The sequence below is a fragment of the Desulfosporosinus sp. OT genome (assembly GCF_000224515.1).
Taxonomy (GTDB): Bacteria; Bacillota; Desulfitobacteriia; order Desulfitobacteriales; family Desulfitobacteriaceae; genus Desulfosporosinus.
The window spans coordinates 15,055-32,462 of record NZ_AGAF01000244.1 but is presented as its reverse complement, the minus strand read 5'-3'; the positions used below and the strand labels follow the sequence as shown (position 1 = coordinate 32,462).

Sequence of the window (17,408 nt, the reverse complement as noted above, 5' to 3'; positions counted from 1 at the left end):
CTTATGTAGAATCAGGAAATGAATGGAAATGACATTAGCTCGAAAAATGGTAGCCTACTTTTTGTTAGTAATCTTGGTCGCGACAGTTGGATTCGTTTATACCATTTATGAGTGCACTAATGCGGAAGTGTCTGTCAATAATCTTAAAGGAAAAGTTCCGCGTATGCAGACTAATAATGATATTGCTTATAATGCCGTAGCAGAGTCTTCCAATCTTAGAGCCTATTTACTCTATGGAGAGGAGAAGTATTTAGATGAATATAAGCGATTAGCTGATTTGAATGCGAAGCTTGAAGACGTGCTTATTAATGAGGCAACTTCAGAAGCTTCACGTAAATTATCCGTTGATACTAAAGCTTTAGATGGAAAATACGCTGAGATCGTTGATACGAGATTTCTTCCTATGGTAAAGGCAGGTAACAAAGAGGCAGCGTTAGCAATTGCCAAGAATGAATTAGCACCACAAGCCAGCCAAATGCTGGCTAAGGTTGATGAAGCAAAAGCCTATCGAATTAATACAGTTAGTCAAGCTATGGATGCTACATACAAAGCCTCAAGATTGGCGAAAGAGGTAGCCATAGTAGCTTCAGTACTGGTAGCCATTTTGGGGATTCTAATTGGACTGTTTGCTGCCCGCAAGATCACTGCCCCAATCAAGGTGCTCCAGGGGTTGATGGCTGAGGCGAGTGAAGGAAATCTAGTGATCAAAGCGGTTGTTCAGACCAGGGATGAAATTGGTCAGCTTTGCGAATCATTTAACACTATGATTACCGCACAATTGAGAATTGTTAAGGCGGTGAAAAACAGTTCGATTGAATTAGCCGCAGCATCTCAAGAAATGGCAGCTTCTTCGACAGAAGTATCGACAGCGACAACAATTGTCTCCAGGAAAACCCAGAACGTTGCCTTATCGATGGAGGATGCATCTAGATCGAGTGTTGAAACGTCACAGGTTCTGATTGAACTTTCTGCTCTTATTCAGATCGCTAAAGATAAGGCAGCATCAGCTAGCGTCAAATCGGAGGTTTCTATAAACGCAGCTAAGGGAGGAAAGGCTACTGTAAATGGAGTCATGCAGAGTATGAACACTATATATACCAAGACGAGAGAGGCGGAAAAAGTAATCATGCTTCTGAATGAATACTCCCAACAAATTGGTATGATTAATGAAACCATCACCGGCATTGCTAATCAAACGAATCTGTTGGCCCTTAATGCAGCGATTGAGGCTGCTCGAGCTGGCGAATCAGGCAGAGGTTTTGCGGTGGTTGCTGAGGAAGTTAGAAAACTGGCCGAACAATCCAATACAGAGGCCAGCAATATTTCACAGTTAATTTCTAAAATCACTGAGAATACAGATAGTGCGGTTATAGCTATGAAGCATAGTTTGGCTGAAGTTGAAGTAGGGGTGGAAGAGGTCAATAAAGCAGGGAGATCGCTGGAAAATATTCTTTTGGCAGTTGCTGAAACTGTAAGTGATATTGATGGAATTGCTAAGGTAACTGACGATGAGGTCGCTTCATCGGATAAAATTGTCCAATTGATTGAGGTTGTAGCCGAAGATATAGAGGGCACAAGCCGCGAGACACAGGAGGTGTCCTCAGCGATTGAAGAAACCACAGCATCCATTGAGGCTGTAGCGACAAGTTCCGAGCAGACAAGCGTCATGGCGCAAAACCTGCATAATCTTATTACTAGGTTCAAAGTTGATGAGTAAAGGAGAGAGGTTATGAAACATTCAATTCAAGTCAGCGGCAACCAAGCAACAATTTTTTTAAATGACAAAATATATGTCGGCGATGCATCCTTACTAAGGGATGATCTATTAGAAATAATAGATCAAGGAATTACAGATCTGCGGATGGATCTCTCCAGACTTACCTATATCGATAGCTCGGGATTGGGAACCTTAGTGACTATTAATAAACGCACCAAGGAGAAAAATGGAAGGCTGGTACTGATGGGTGCTCAAGGTATGCCATTTGACTTGATTAAACGCACGCGTTTAGATAATGTATTTACCGTTGAGTAAGATAATTACTAGGAGGTAACTCTTATGACTATGGGAAAACATGATCACGCTGTAGCAGAGAATCAATACAAAGACAGTTTTAATCAACTGTTTGATCAAATAGAGGACTATCTTTTTATTTTAGATAATACAGGTAAAATCATCCGCACAAACAAAGCTGCTTTAGAAAAACTGGAATATACTTTAGAAGAATTGGTAAATACGAATGTTGAGATGCTGTATCCGTTAACTAGACATGTAGAAGTACAGGAAAAAATAAAAGGCATGTTAGAAGGTAAATTGGACAAATGCCTGATCTCACTTCGCACTAAAGATGGCGACCTAATACCTTTGGAAATCCGGGTATGGAAAGGAACATGGGAAGGGAAAAATGTAGTTTATGGAATAGGCAAGGACATTTTCGGGTATGATCGAGATGAAGTATTGGCGCTTGACTTAACAAATAAAGAACCAAAAAAAGGTGACCAAAAGTTAAAAAATATTCAATCGATACTTGATAGTTTGCCATTTTTAGCTTGGATGAAAGATAAGAATGGTAAATATGTGATTGTAAATAGGGCCTTTGAAGGCTTTTATAGAATAAAAAATACAGAAATTGTTGGTAAGACTGATTTTGATATCTTTCCACATAAGATTGCATTGCAACATAAAAATAGTGAAGAAGAATTAATAAAGTCAAAAAACAGATTACTGAATCCTCTTCATCATGAAGTGGGTGGTAAGTGGATAGAAACGTTTGTTGCACCGTTTTTTGAGGAAAACGGAGAGGTCGCTGGTACCATTGGGGTTGCCAGAAATATTACAGAGCGAAAGCAACTTGAAATGGAGCTGGCCAACCAAAAAAGATTTCTGAAATCAATGCTGGACACGATACCTGATTATATATTTTATAAGGATGTAAACAGTGCATATTTAGGGTGTAATAAAGCAAATGCGGAAAAATATTTAGGTGTAAATGAGGATGAAGTCAGAGGTAAAACAGACTTTGATCTTATGAAGGATATGGAACTGGCCAAATTTTATCGGCATAAAGACCAAGAAGTCTTAGCGACCGTTAATACGCTAAAGTATGAAGGTAAATATGTTTTGACGGATGGAAGTGTAATTGACACTGAAACAGTTAAAACTCCTTTTTTGGATGAACAGGGAAACGTGGCCGGACTCATTGGGGTTGCTAGAGATATAACTAACAGAAAAAATCTTGAGAAGCAGTTAAGAGAACAAGCGGAATACGCAGAGTTGCTGTTCAGAACTGTCCCCAGTGCTGTTCTTTCTGTAGATAAGGATCGAAAAATATTTAGATGGAATAAGATTGCGGAGGAAATAACAGGTTATACTGCCGCAGAAGTTATGGGGAAAGAATGCTCTATGGTATTGCATGGAGTAGGTATCGAAGGTTGTGAGTTGTGTCGTAGCACTACAGACTCGCCACTCATTAATGAAAAGTGCAAAATCAAAACTAAAGATGGCCTAACTCGACATGCGTTAAAGAGTATCGCAGTATTAAAAGATGAAAGCGGTAAAATTAGTGAGAAAATGGAGTGCTTTGAAGACATTACAGAAATGATCGAACTGGAGGCAGAGCTTAGAGAAAGCAAAGAAAGATATTCAGCCATTGTCAATAATGCTCCTCAGATTGTGGTTATTTTCAAACAAGGTGTCATTGAGTTCGTCAATGATGTGGGTATAGAAGTTTTAGGGTATAAAGATGATAGTATTGGGCACGGTCGTCATATGAAGGGTTTAAGGACAGAGGATTTGTTTGGGTCTGTTAATTCAACTATAATTGAAAAAATACAAGGAGAACGATGTGTCTCTTGTGAAATAGAACTTATTAAAAAGTCCGGTGGAATCATCAATGTACTTTTAAAAGGCACAGAGATAAACTACGAACGTGAAAAAGCATTTTTGGCAGTTATGATGGATATTACAGAAAGTAAACAGCTAAACGCCAAGCTGAGAGCGAGTGAAGAAAAATTTAGACAACTTGCTGAAACGATTAATGAAATATTTCTCATTACAGATAAGGAAAGAATTGTCTACGTCAGTCCAGCTTATGAAAGAATCAGTGGGATGTCATGTCAGAGTTTGCTCGATAATCAACGTTCACTAGTAGAGTTAATTCATCCGGCTGATCGGGAGAGGTTGCAGGCTTCATTGGGTTTTCAGAGCATAAACGAAGCATCAAACGAAGAATTTAGAATTATTAGACCAGATGGGGAAATACGGTGGCTCTGGCTTCAAAGTTATTCAATCAAAGATGAAGCAAACAATAGTCCGCATAAAGCGACCAGTATCGTTGATATTACTGACCGCAAGAAAATTGAAGACAAGCTTCGAGAGCGAGAGAGACAAACTCAGCGGGAGCTTTTATTAGCAGCAAGAGTGCAGCAAGATTCCCTACCACATCCTTTTGTAGGAGAAAAGGTGCGAGTAGGCACGATTTTTGAGCCTTATAGTATTGTCAGTGGAGATCTCTTCAACTACAAATGGTTTGAAGAGCAAAAAAACTATGTGGATATATCGTTGATGTCAGTGGACATGGTGTAGCGACAGCTTTACAAACAGCTACTTTTAAAATGATGCTAGATAATGTTTTGCTTACTGGCGAGCAGATCGAAGCAGGTACCCTTCAGGTTATTAACCAGCGAATAATGCACTATTTATATGAAGGTTCCTTTATAGCTTTACTGTACTTTGAATTTGATCTAAAAGCTGCTGTCCTCAAACTTATCTCTGCAGGTATAACGCTATTTTTAAGTGCCAAGCCTCAAGAATGTTCTTTAGTACCTATAGCTGGTTGCTATCTGGGTATTATTGAGGATCCTGATATTGAAACAGTGACGATACCCCTTAAAGCAGGGGAAATATACTGTATGATGAGCGATGGAGCGTCTGATCTACTTGAATTATGTGGAATACGGAAGCAAGGAAGTTTCACTGAATATGAGGATTGGCTTAAGCAACTGGCAGAGAGTCCAGAAAGAAATGATGATTTTTCTGTTATTTGTATAGAGGTCCTCCCTGAAAACAAGGGAAAAATTTTGTTGGATGTGAAAAATGAAGGCGACCTCATACATGCTCAGGTAGCTATGAGCGAATTCCTAGAGCAGAATACGCCAGGCCATGCAACTACGTTAGAGGTTGCCTGCAATGAAGCGATGAATAATGGGTTCTACGCCAGTGGGCGAGTTCGCATCAAAGCAAGACGAATAGGTGACAAGTTAATCATAAGGGTTAAGGACAACGGGCCTGGTTTTAACGTTGCAAGAGTTAATGTTCAGCTTGAAGAAGGTCAATATGAAAAAGAGTTTGAAGAACTGCTGGAGTCGGAAGGTGGGCGAGGCATTCTATTGATGAGATTATTTTGTGACAAAGTAATTTACAACGCTAAGGGTAACGATGTGCTTATGATAAAGAAAATTTAATGCTGTAAATAGAGAAACAAGGTTCGAAGTCTAAAGCTTCCAACCTTGTTTTTCTACGTCAATTTAATTTTTATTAAAACTACTTATCCTTATATAATTACAGCCTTTCAAACTCACCATTGGCATTCAGATATTGGATATCAATACAACCATAATACTCGCCATACATATCTAAGGGGTCAAAGCCACTTTTGCGAGTACAGTCATCTGAGTAGCCGATAAAGTAGACTTCTTGGTCTTGGTCTCGCATTCTGAATTTGAACTGTGGTTCAGACTCGAATTTTTTAACCAGCTGTTCGAATTCCTCAGAACCTTTCTTGGCTTCTGAAGTGTAGTAGTCCGTCAAAGATTTATTTTCTAGGCAATTCTCAGTTATTTTAAACATGTAATAACCACCTTCACGTTAGTATTTTGATCTTCATAGCAATTATCATAACATAAATTACCTAGGAGAATGTATCTAAATGTAATTCAGCATCAAATTCAAATATAATGAAATTAAAAATTTTTTCTGAATAAACTGAAAATTTCTTTCTTTTAGAGGAAGGTATAAATTGGATTTCGGCGAATTACGATCTAAAGACCATTTCGGGCCCTTGCCTGTGTCAATCGTCATGAAATGGACAACGACTAGATAAGTTAGGAGGGGGAGAGAGATAAGTATGAATGAAGGAAAAAAGAGGTTAAAAGGGGCAACCATCTTATTAGAGGCCTTGGAAAAGGAAGGCGTTGACGTGATCTTCGGTTATCCAGGTGGAGTATTGCTTCCACTGTATGATGCACTGCTTGACAGTCCTGTTCGACATATACTTGTACGTCATGAACAAGGGGGAGTGCATGCGGCCGATGGTTATGCACGAGTAACTGGAAAAGTGGGGGTATGTCTAGCAACGTCGGGTCCCGGTGCCACGAATCTGGTCACAGGTATTACCAATGCTTATATGGATTCCATTCCTTTAGTCGTTTTGACTGGTCAGGTTGTTACTAGTCTGCTCGGAACAGACTCCTTTCAGGAAGCGGATATCACAGGGATCACCACGCCAGTTACTAAGCACAATTATTTGGTAAAGGACGCACGAGAGATTCCACGGATTATCAAAGAGGCTTTTTATCTGGCCGGAACAGGTCGGCCAGGTCCTGTACTCATCGATCTTCCAAAGGACATTTTAGCTGCGGAAATCGAACCCTTTGCTGCTGATATGGACTTGAAAGGGTACCATGTACCTAGCAAGGGAGACAGTGATAAGATCGCTGAAGTTGCTAAAGCAATCTCAAAATCTCGCAGAGCAGTAATTTATGCTGGGGGTGGTGTGATTACGGCAGGAGCTGGAGGGGTCTTAAAACAGTTGGCAGAAAGATCCTCCTTACCAGTGGTCACGACGTTGATGGGAATTGGGTGTCTCCCCTCTGGACATCCCAATCTCTTAGGGATGGTAGGATTGCATGGTGCCGTAGCGGCGAACTATGCCGTGGATGATTGTGATTTGCTGCTCGCCGTAGGGGTTCGCTTTGATGACCGTGTGACAAGTGGTCTGGGACATCTTTTTGCAACCAAAGCAAAAATTGCTCATATTGACATTGATCCTGCGGAGATTGCTAAAGTAGTAAGGACGCATATTCCCATCATTGGAGATGCTCGTTTGGTTCTGGAGGAACTGTCGAATGCCCTCGAGGGATATACTGTTCCCCAAGTGGGAGACTGGTGGGATCAATTGCGTGCTTGGAAAAAGGGTTACCCTATAAAGTATGACAAGGACAGACTGACGCCGCAGATGGTGATCGAATGTGTCGGGGAACTTGCCAACGAGGATACGATGGTAATTACTGATGTAGGACAGCATCAAATGTGGGCCGCTCAAGTTTATCCGATCATGAAGTCACGCAATTTTGCGACCAGTGGTGGGCTGGGAACGATGGGCTTTGGCCTTCCGGCTGCAATGGGTGCCCAAATAGCTCGTCCCGACGATATAGTTGTTTTGATCACTGGAGATGGTTCCTTTCAGATGTGTATACAGGAGCTTGCGACCATTGCTCATAATAAACTTCCCATTAAAATGGTGCTTCTTAACAACGGAGTCTTAGGTATGGTTCGCCAACTGCAGAAATATTTTAGCGGCGAACGGTATAATCAGATCGATCTCCAGGGCAATCCGGATTTCATCAAAATAGCGGAGGCCTATGGAATTCGAGGAATCCGTGTTGATTCTTTGGAACAGGTACGTGGTAGTATTTCGGAAGCATTTAAACATCCTGGCCCTGTTTTGTTAGAGTTTGCGATCTCTCCGAACGATGATGTTTTGCCGATAGTTCCACCGGGAAAACCAATTACAGAAATGCTAGGGAGGTAAAAAACATGTTGCATACACTTGCGGCTCTTGTAGAGAACCATCCTGGTGTTTTGACCCGGGTGGCTGGATTATTCGCTCGCAGAGCATATAACATCGATAGTCTTTCCGTTTGTCAAACGGACGATCCCAAGCTATCGAGAATGACCATTGTTGTTAATGGCGATGCTCAGATTATTGAGCAAGTTAGAAATCAACTCAATAAACTAGTAATCGTTCACTCAGTCACAGATTTGACAACTGAGAGTGTTGTTGAGCGAGAGCTGGCGTTAATACGTATTAAAGTAAGCTCGGAAACACGAGCTGAAGTACTCCAGACAGTCGATATTTTTCGAGGACGGGTTGTGGATATGGGGAGAACCAATCTTACTGTCGAATTAACGGGAGACGTTGAAAAAGTTGATGGGTTTGTCAAGGCGATCCGCCCATACGGGTTATTAGAGTTGGTTCGAACCGGAAAGATTGCTATTATGCGCTCGGAAGTATAAATGGAAACAACTCATTTACATTCCCTATTGAACGTGCAAATGAGTATACATGGCCAGCGCATCAATGCTACTAAGGCTTGGCGCCTTCACCAAGACTTGGCTAAGGCGCCAGCCAAGTTTTCTTATCCATATAAAGTTTAATTTCGGCCATTTACAACTAGTACAGGGCATTGGGCATGGGCTAATACGCGTTGAGTGACACTACCTAAAATTGTTCCAGCTATAACTCCGTGACCACGGGTGCCCATAACTACCAAGTCAAATTCTCTTTTGATTTCATCTATGATACTACTTGCCGGGTAGCCGGATGCATGTTTCTTCGATAAGGGCACGTTTTCGATATCAATGTCTCGCAAGGTAGTTTCGAATACAAACTCAGCGGCTTTTTTAATTTGCTCCGGAGTAAGGTGAAGGCTATATCCTACTCCTACACTGTAGGCTTCAAAGGTTGGGGTTACGTGGAAAAGCTCTACCTCTGAATTAAATTTCTTGGCTAGTTCCAGTGCATGGACAAGGGCATAACGTGAGGGGTCTGAGCCGTCAGTAGGTACTAAAATTCTTTTGTACATTGTTTTCATCCTCCTTGTTGCTATGAGAACGTATTCAATTTGGACAGGTAACCGCAGGATAAGAGATATACATATTTCTGATATAAATTGTTATCTAATTATACCAAAAACCTAGCGCTCATACGTTTATTTATTATTCTTTTTGGGTTTGAAATTTTGAGATTAGTATATTACCATATAATATATCTTGGATGAGAGACGTTGTATTTTAATTAGGTCCTTGACAATCTTTGTTTAACTGGAATATGATAATAAGTATTAAGGTTTAAGCTCGTGAACATTGGTTAAAATATTTACAACAACTATGAAAAGGATAGTAATAAAAAATCTGGTTTTAAGAGACATAATCCTCGGCTGAAAGATTGTGACGAAGGTTTTTTATGAAGATCACCTTGGAGTTGGGCAGCTGAAATTATCTAAGCTGCTCCGTAGGCATACGTTACATGTTTTAAGCGATTGATGGAGCTATCCATTAATAACAAGGGTGGTACCGCGGATAATCCGTCCCTAAGTCATTGACTTAGGGACTTTTATATTCTTTACCTGACATTAACTCAACGCGAAAGGAAGATGATTATGTCTATCTTTAAATCACTATCGGATCTACCAGTAGCAAAAAAGGAAAGTGAAATAGCCGATTACTGGGACGGAAATGAGATACTGAATAAAAGCATCGAAATAAGAGAAGGTAAAACACCCTTTGTATTCTATGAAGGGCCTCCCACGGCTAACGGCAAACCGGGAATCCATCATGTCATAGCTAGAACCTTAAAGGATTCAGTTTGTCGCTATAAGAGCATGCAGGGTTATCAAGTCAAGCGAAAGGCCGGATGGGATACCCATGGTCTTCCTGTAGAAATCGAGGTGGAGAAGCAACTCAAACTATCCAGCAAACTGGAAATTGAGGCTTATGGAATTGCGGATTTCAATCAAAAATGTCGAGAATCTGTGTTCAGCTATGAGAAGCAATGGCGAGAAATGACCAAGCGAATGGGTTATTCGATCGATTTAAATCATCCATACGTCACGCTAGATAATAATTACATTGAAAGCGTCTGGTGGATCCTAGATCAGTTTTTTAAACAAGGTTTGATCTATGAAGGACACAAAATCTTGCCTTATTGCTCACGATGCGGAACAGGCTTAGCCTCCCACGAAGTAGCCCAGGGCTATAAAGAAATAAAGAGTAACACCGTCGTTGTTAAGTTTAAGCGCAAGGATGCTGAAGAGTTCTTTCTAGTCTGGACGACGACGCCTTGGACGCTTCCGTCAAATGTGGCTTTGACAGTGAATCCTCAAGAAGTTTACTTGAAGGTTAGACAAAATAATGAGATCTATTATGTTTCCAAGACTTTGGCTCATAAAGTCTTAGGAGAAGAGTTTGAAATCTTGGAAGAAATTAAGGGAAAAGACCTAGAATATGTAGAATATGAGCAGTTGATGCCTTTTGTAAAAGCAGATAAGAAGGCCTTTTTCGTTACGGTAGGAGATTATGTAACGACAGAGGATGGAACGGGAATTGTTCATACCGCTCCAGCCTTTGGTGAGGATGATTATAATACGGGGCGCAGGTATAACTTGCCGGTGCTTCAGCCTGTCAATGAGACTGGGAAATTTGTAACCACACCCTGGGAAGGTACCTTTGTCATAGATGCAGATCTAGATATCATTAAGTGGCTGCATGGGGAAGGAAAACTCTTTAAAAAGGAAAAGATGGAGCATAATTACCCTCACTGTTGGCGATGTCAGACCCCACTCCTTTATTATGCGAAACCAAGTTGGTACATCGAAGTTACTAAATTCAAAGACAAATTAGTAGAAAACAACAATCGTGTTGAGTGGTATCCTGATTATGTCGGAGAAAAAAGATTTGGTAATTGGTTGGAAAATGCCAATGACTGGGCGTTGTCCAGAAGCAGATATTGGGGAACGCCACTAAATATCTGGAGATGTGATTGCGGGCACACCACATCTATAGGCTCTAGAAAAGAGTTGGTAGAAAACGCAGTCGAAACGCTGGATGAAACGGTTGAATTGCATCGACCCTATGTAGATGATATTCACATTAAATGTGCAAAATGTGGTGCAGCGATGACCAGAGTGACGGATGTCATTGATTGCTGGTTTGATAGCGGTTCGATGCCTTTTGCCCAGCATCATTATCCATTTAAAAATAGCGAGAACTTTGATCAACTCTTTCCCGCTGATTTCATCTGTGAAGGCATTGATCAGACCAGGGGCTGGTTCTATTCTCTAATCGTTATCTCAACCTTTATCAAAGGAGTCGCTCCCTATAAGAGAGTACTGGTAAATGATTTGATCCTGGATAAGGACGGGCATAAGATGTCCAAGTCCAAAGGAAATACTGTGAACCCCTTCGAGCTGTTTGATCAATATGGAGCAGATGCTTTAAGATGGTATTTACTCCATGTTTCTCCGGCCTGGACTCCTACTAAATTTGACATTGAAGGGCTCAAGGAAGTACAGAGCAAATTTTTCAGTACAATGAGAAACGTCTACGCTTTCTTCTCCCTGTATGCTAATACAGACCAGCTAGACCCAAGGACCTTCTTTATTGATTACCCAGATCGACCAGAGCTTGATCGATGGGTGCTCTCCAAGTATAACAGTCTTCTAAAAGGGGTTGAGTTAGATTTAAGCGTCTTTGATCTAACTAAAGCCGTGAGGAAAATTCAGGAGTTCGTCAACGAAGATCTTTCGAATTGGTATATAAGACGGTCACGCAGACGCTTCTGGGGCACAGAACTCACCGATGACAAGAAAGCAGTCTACAATACTACCTATGAAATACTTGTGGGACTGTCCAAGCTTGTGGCTCCTTTTGCCCCCTATATATCCGAAGAACTCTATCGAAGCTTGACCGATGAGCTATCGGTCCATCTTGCAGATTACCCAGTCACTAATTCCTTGCTGATCGATAGTGAGTTGGAAATGAGAATGGATCTGGTAAGAAATCTCGTGGGCCTGGGCAGAGCGGCAAGGGAACAAGTCAAAATTAAAGTGCGACAACCTGTCCAACAGATCTTGATTGACGGTAAATATGAACAGCTGATAGATTATATGCTTCCTTTAATTCAGGAGGAGCTTAATGTTAAGGAAGTTGTGTTTGCCAAGGACTTAAGTCAGTATATGAACTTTAGCTTAAAGCCTAATTTCAAGGTAGTAGGATCTATCTTTGGACCCAAAGTGAAATCCTTAGGCAAAGCATTGGCAGCACTTGACGCTGCTTCCGTTGTGCCTAAATTAGAAGCTGGGGAAACAATTTCGATTGAGGTGGAGGGTGAACCCTTAGATATAGTTAAGGATTATGTAATCACCAGTATTTCCGCCAAAGAAGGCTTTACAATGACCGTCGAGGAAAATTTATTTGTCATACTTGATACAACGCTTACTAAAGAGTTGATCAATGAGGGATATGCAAGGGAGTACGTTTCCAAGGTACAACAAATGAGAAAGAACAATGGCTATGAAATGATGGACAGAATTAAAATATACTTTGATGGAGATGAGGAAATAGTCGAAGCAGTCAAAGTGTATGAGGACTATATAAAGAAAGAGACTCTGGCAGATTCAATTGAGCGAATCAACGATACTAGCTTGGAAAAGCAGAATCTTAACGGTCATGAGACAGGTTTGAAACTAGAAAAATTAGCATGATGTTCTGGAACTCAATTTTATATTAAGAGAGAAACAAGGCTGGAAGTACTTATTGCTTCTAGCCTTGTTTCAGTGTGAACAGCACTCCTCATGGTTATTGTTCATATTGAGAATATAAGGGTATAATATTCATATTCATCCATTGAATACAGCGGAACTGAAAACCAGTAGGAGGGAAAATATGTTCCAATTGACAGATAAGGAACAGGAGTATTTACACAAAATTGGTTCGGAAATCAGCTACCCAAAAGGACAAATCATATTTTCCTCAGGTCAAAAAACAAATGAGGTTTATTACATAATCAGTGGATTTGTAAAGATTTATCGAACGACGGCGGATGGACGGCAGGTTTCAGTGGCTCTCCGCTATCCGGGAGATTTTATTGGCTTAGCAGAGGTTCTCAGCAATAACTCCGAACGGAGATATAGTGCCGAGGCTATGGATAAGGTAAAGGTTTTAATTACTTGGCAAGAACCGTTTAAGAGAATGTTAACGGATATGCCAGACTTTAGTAGCAAGCTAATGGAACTAATGAGTGACAGGCTAAGGGAAGCTCAAAATACGATTTATGATTTTATCATGAATCCTACCCAAGGAAGACTGGCCCTAGTGCTTTTAGAAATGGCTGAACGTTCTGGTTCTCCAGGAAAGGATGGGCTAATAAACGTTAGTTTAAGGGTTACACAGGAGGAGTTGGCCTGTATTATTGGAGCTTCCCGTCAGACAGTGTCCTCACTGCTAAATCTTTTAAGAGAGGATGGCAGCGTGAAATATGAGGGCAGAGAAATTGTTGCCGTAGAGTCAAGCAAATTAAAGAATTGGATTCAAAACGCAAAATAGACCTCTCTAACTTCCTAATAATCCAGCTTGCGTAATTTTGGTCTTTAGTAGGACTTGAATTATGCCAGCTGGATTTAGTATTTCCATATGTCTGCAACACGACAATTAAATGTCCTTTCTTCGGTGTTTTGTTGAGATTATCTTAGATAAAATTATCGCAGATAAACGATTTAAGTTCGACGGTGGGGTGAGTGAGGAAAGAAAGTTGGAATTGAGAACGGTACTCGTTACTGAATAGTAAATGGAAAGAGTGGGTGTTTGATGGCGGATGTTGTTTTACAAGCTAAGGAACAAAGTAGTGAGTCGAAGTCGAAGGCGTCGACAGGGAAGAGCAAATTTGCATTAACCGGATTTGTACTTTCCTGGCTTGTTTTTGGGGCTATTCTAACCTTTGTCCCGACCTCTCAAAGTCTTACTGCTGGTGGCAGAGCTTCACTGGCAGTGATGGGTTGGGCAACGATGATCTGGTTAACAGGGGGGCTCCCGCTGGCGATCTCGGGTCTAGGTATCCCCTTATTATTAATTCTTACTGGGGCAAGCACTAAAATGCCAGAGGCTTTTAGTGGCTACACTCAAGATGTTACCTTTCTTATTCTGGGGTGCTTCATTTTAGCGGCAGTCATGCAGACTACTGGTTTAGACCGGCGGATAGCTTTGGGAATCGTCTCAAAAGTAAAACCAAACTCGGGGAGTGTTCTGAAGGGATTGATGGGTGCCCATCTGATAATGGCAATTTTAGTTCCTGCGACTAACGCGAGGGGGGCGGTCTTTCTACCTATTGTTCAGGGGTTGAACAATTTGTTTGCCAAAGAAGGAGACGGCGCGAGGGCAAGAAAGCTCTTCACCATGGTGGGGATAGGATTTGCCTCTCTAGCATCAGGAGTTATCTTGTTGCACAGTCATATGTCCAACGTTATTATAGCCCAAACCATTAATCAAGCCTTGAAGAAAAATGTGATAACCTGGGGTACTTGGGCGTGGATGAACTGGCCTCTCTTGGGGGTTCTTGTCATTATATATTACTGGACGACATGGATAATGAAGGCTAGGAACATTGAAGTGCCGGGTGGCATCGAGGTCATTAGACGGCAAAAAGAACAGTTGAGCAAGATGACTTTAACTGAATGGGTTGTCTTAGTATGCTTTGGTCTAGCAATTTTATTGTGGGCTACGCAAAAGATTCACCAACTGAGCATGACTGTTGTTACGTTAGGTGTGGTCATATTATTATTCATACCCGGTTTGACAAATCTTTCTTGGAAGAAAGTGCAGGAGAACACAATTTTCGGTACCTGGCTTTTGTTGTGCGGCTCACTGTCATTAGTTACGGCTTTTGAAAAAACAGGCGTTGATAAATGGATTGCCGCCAATCTGGTAGGTTTAGCACCAGCTTGGGGTTGGTTCAGTGTGTGTATCTTTATCTGTATTGTCGTTCAGATTTCTCGACTTGGGATTGTGAGCAACGTAGCAGCAGTAACTTTGTTGGCACCGGTAGTGGCGGCAATGGCCCCGATGCTCGGTTTAAACACAGTGGCATTTACCATGTTGGTCCTTAATGTTGATAGTTATGCCTTTGTATTACCCATTTCAGTGACTGCCTGTCTAATTGCCTATGGAACGGAAGAGTTTAGCTTTGGAGAATTTGTAAAAGTTGGAGCGCCTCTAACGTTAATGGTAATTCTTTATATGGTCATCGTTATGGCACCGTGGTATGCGATAGCTGGATATCCAATTTGGGTACCTATTCAATAAAAAAGAAGGAGGAGTTCAAGATGTCAAGAGCTAGTTTGCCCAATGCTGTTGATCAGATAGAAGAAGTTCGAATTGAGACAGATATATTAATTATTGGAGCAGGAAATGCTGGGTGCTTTGCTGCAATCGAAGCAAAGCGCTTAAACCCTGAGTTGAAAGTTACATTGATGGAAAAAGCCCATATTGATCGGAGTGGTTGCCTGGCCGGGGGTATGGACGCCATTAACACATATCTAAAAAAAGGACGTACAATTGAAGATTTTGTCCGCTGGAGCCGTTCCCAGGCAGGTGGTTTGCTAAGGGAGGATCTCACTATTTCAATGGCCGAAGTCTTAAATAAGCCAATTGAAGAGTGGGAAGAGTGGGGTATGCCCATTAAATATGAAGAAGACGGTGAGGAGTACAAAACCCGGGGTAAATGGGATATTACCATTAGTGGGTCAGAAATGAAAATTATTTTGGCAGAAAAGACTCGAGAGTCTGGCTGTGAAATTATTAACAGGGTTGTAGCTACCAATTATTTGATGGATGAAAATAAGGTTATCGGCGCCATTGGGTTTGGAGTCCGAGATGGTAAGGTATACATTATTCGGGCCAAGGCAACCTTGATCGCCACTGGAGGTTCAGCAGGTCTCTATAAACCATATCAAAACGATGGCAACGACAGTCACCATCAGCTCTGGTATTCCCCTTTTAATGTTGGAACCGGCTATGCAATGGGAATTCGAAAAGGCGCAGAAATGACGACTTTTGAAATGCGCTGGTGTGCTACGAGAACTAAAGATTTCAACGGTCCCATTGATACCATTTCAGTGGGTTATAAAACACCGATGGTAAATTGCAAGGGAGAGCAAATTCTCCAGACTCGTTATGCTCACCTGGGGGGAGATGAGGCTCCTCGCTTTATTCGGGCTAACCTACCGATGGATGAATGGCGTGAAGGACGAGGCCCCTGTTATGTGGATACCACCCACATGACCCCAGATCAAATCAGGGATATGAAGTATGATTACCTGAATGAGCGCCCAAGCTTTGTACTATTCCTTGCAAGCCGGGCTCAGGACATAAGTCAAGAACCTATTGAAATCTATGGCTCCGATCCTTATATTGTGGGTGGTCACACAGCCAGCGGTTATTGGGTAGACGTTAAAAGGGCCACTACTTTGCCGGGACTGTATGCCTGCGGTGATGTAGCTGGAGGTACCCCTAATAAATTTGTAGGTGGTTGTGCTGCAGAAGGATTGCTTTCAGCCAAAGCTGCCGTGGAATATGTGGCAAGTGTAGAGACTGGTAAGCTAAACGAAGAGCAGGTTGCCCAGGAAAAAGAACGTATCTTTGAAGCCTGTTTCCGTAACAAGGTTGTTCAAGATGGTATAAAACCCAGGGAAATGGAAGAAAGGCTCCAGAGACTTATGGATGAATATGCTGGCGGTGTGCACCAGTTCTTTAGAATGAACAAAGAGAGTCTGCAATATGCTATGCGTCATATTAAGATCTTGAAAAATCAGGTTAAATACCTTATCGCCTCAGATCTACATGAACTTATGGAAGTCCATGAAATTATCGACAGGTTAGACGTGGCAGAGGTACTGGTCCACCATCTGATGTACCGAGAAGAAACTAGATGGCCTGGTTGGCAATCCCGTACAGATTTTCCCGATAAGAATGATGAAAAATTTGATTGCTTCGTTAATTCTCGGTACAATCCCGAGACGAGCGAAGTGGAAATGTTTACTCGTCCATATGAACAAATTATTTCAGGAGACCGCTAAAAAGCTAATGAAAAGGAGGATTAGGATATGCCACCAGTAGTATATCAAGATAAATGTAAAGGGTGCGGAAAATGTGAAGAAATATGTCCAGGAGATTTGATGGAATTAAATGAAGACAAAAAAGCCTTTTGCCGCTCTTCCAGAGATTGCTGGGATTGTATGGCCTGCGTCAAAGCATGTCAATGGGGTGCACTTGAAACGAGAATTCCTTATCAACTGGGCTATTACCCTGCCAGGCTTATCCCGAAAATGGGTGATAAGCAAATTGAATGGACATGTATTGATATTAATGGGAAAGTAGATCAATTTTTAGTTAAAACCTACAATAAGTAAATCTCAAACAAACAAGACCACCTAAAACCTTAACCAGTCTGAAAGGTGATCTTTTTCTTGAGGGATAAAGTGTGAAGTGCCAGAGTTTATCTATCCAGGTACGCCAATGTAATACGAGCGGGAGGTTAAGATAGCCTCAAAAAAATTACCTTTAGAGTTAGAGAAGAAAC

Annotated in this window: 14 protein-coding genes and 1 other annotated feature; of the genes, 12 read left to right on the top strand and 2 right to left on the bottom strand. The window is 41.5% G+C overall.

All coding sequences use genetic code 11. The annotated features are described in order from the left end of the window. Positions 1–22 precede the first annotated feature (22 nt). From DOT_RS23465 to DOT_RS28015, 4 genes are read left to right on the top strand one after another with little or no spacing between them, the layout of a single operon-like run. Positions 23–1,717 carry a methyl-accepting chemotaxis protein gene (locus DOT_RS23465; RefSeq protein ID WP_009624033.1) on the top strand — a complete coding sequence of 565 codons (1,695 nt, stop codon included), beginning with the start codon at positions 23–25 and terminating at the stop codon, positions 1,715–1,717. Between the two features lie 12 nt (positions 1,718–1,729). Then, a complete protein-coding gene (locus DOT_RS23460; protein WP_009624032.1) occupies positions 1,730–2,032 on the top strand; it encodes an STAS domain-containing protein in 303 nt (100 codons plus the stop codon). A 24-nt stretch (positions 2,033–2,056) separates the two neighbouring features. Next, the gene (locus DOT_RS23455) at positions 2,057–4,582 is read left to right on the top strand and encodes a PAS domain S-box protein (protein ID WP_009624031.1); all 2,526 of its coding nucleotides are present in this window, start codon (positions 2,057–2,059) and stop codon (positions 4,580–4,582) included. Beyond that, positions 4,555–5,460 carry a SpoIIE family protein phosphatase gene (locus DOT_RS28015; protein ID WP_242833907.1) on the top strand — a complete coding sequence of 302 codons (906 nt, stop codon included), beginning with the start codon at positions 4,555–4,557 and terminating at the stop codon, positions 5,458–5,460. The genes DOT_RS23455 and DOT_RS28015 overlap by 28 nt, the downstream gene beginning before the upstream one ends. Before the next feature lie 97 nt (positions 5,461–5,557). On the opposite strand, the gene DOT_RS23445 is transcribed toward DOT_RS28015, so the two are convergent. Next, positions 5,558–5,845, bottom strand: coding sequence for a hypothetical protein (locus DOT_RS23445; protein ID WP_009624029.1), 288 nt, complete (start codon positions 5,843–5,845; stop codon positions 5,558–5,560). 277 nt (positions 5,846–6,122) lie between these two features. Between DOT_RS23445 and ilvB the strand changes: the two genes are divergently transcribed. Both ilvB and ilvN read left to right on the top strand, forming a co-directional pair. Further along, a complete protein-coding gene (gene ilvB, locus DOT_RS23440; protein ID WP_009624028.1) occupies positions 6,123–7,808 on the top strand; it encodes a biosynthetic-type acetolactate synthase large subunit in 1,686 nt (561 codons plus the stop codon). A gap of 5 nt (positions 7,809–7,813) precedes the next feature. Further along, the gene (gene ilvN, locus DOT_RS23435) at positions 7,814–8,293 is read left to right on the top strand and encodes an acetolactate synthase small subunit (protein WP_009624027.1); all 480 of its coding nucleotides are present in this window, start codon (positions 7,814–7,816) and stop codon (positions 8,291–8,293) included. 137 nt (positions 8,294–8,430) lie between these two features. Here ilvN and DOT_RS23430 read toward each other — a convergent pair whose 3' ends face one another. Next, the gene (locus DOT_RS23430; protein WP_009624025.1) at positions 8,431–8,862 is read right to left on the bottom strand and encodes a universal stress protein; all 432 of its coding nucleotides are present in this window, start codon (positions 8,860–8,862) and stop codon (positions 8,431–8,433) included. Positions 8,863–9,157: 295 nt separating this feature from the next. Then, positions 9,158–9,374, top strand: a binding site (T-box leader). A 64-nt stretch (positions 9,375–9,438) separates the two neighbouring features. Between DOT_RS23430 and ileS the strand changes: the two genes are divergently transcribed. From ileS to DOT_RS23405, 6 genes are all read left to right on the top strand, one after another. Further along, the gene (gene ileS, locus DOT_RS23425) at positions 9,439–12,540 is read left to right on the top strand and encodes an isoleucine--tRNA ligase (protein ID WP_009624024.1); all 3,102 of its coding nucleotides are present in this window, start codon (positions 9,439–9,441) and stop codon (positions 12,538–12,540) included. Between the two features lie 181 nt (positions 12,541–12,721). Further along, positions 12,722–13,381, top strand: a complete 660-nt coding sequence (locus DOT_RS23420) for a Crp/Fnr family transcriptional regulator (RefSeq protein WP_009624023.1) — start codon at positions 12,722–12,724, stop codon at positions 13,379–13,381. Positions 13,382–13,490: 109 nt separating this feature from the next. After that, positions 13,491–13,619: a hypothetical protein gene (locus DOT_RS32555; RefSeq protein WP_009624022.1), complete on the top strand. Its 129-nt coding sequence runs from the start codon at positions 13,491–13,493 to the stop codon at positions 13,617–13,619. A gap of 23 nt (positions 13,620–13,642) precedes the next feature. Beyond that, positions 13,643–15,133 (top strand): SLC13 family permease, encoded by a 1,491-nt coding sequence (locus DOT_RS23415; RefSeq protein ID WP_009624021.1) that lies wholly within the window; start codon positions 13,643–13,645, stop codon positions 15,131–15,133. 20 nt (positions 15,134–15,153) lie between these two features. Continuing rightward, positions 15,154–16,905 carry an adenylyl-sulfate reductase subunit alpha gene (locus tag DOT_RS23410; RefSeq protein WP_009624020.1) on the top strand — a complete coding sequence of 584 codons (1,752 nt, stop codon included), beginning with the start codon at positions 15,154–15,156 and terminating at the stop codon, positions 16,903–16,905. A 27-nt stretch (positions 16,906–16,932) separates the two neighbouring features. Next, positions 16,933–17,238, top strand: coding sequence for a 4Fe-4S binding protein (locus tag DOT_RS23405; protein ID WP_009624019.1), 306 nt, complete (start codon positions 16,933–16,935; stop codon positions 17,236–17,238). The last annotated feature ends 170 nt before the right edge of the window (positions 17,239–17,408 follow it).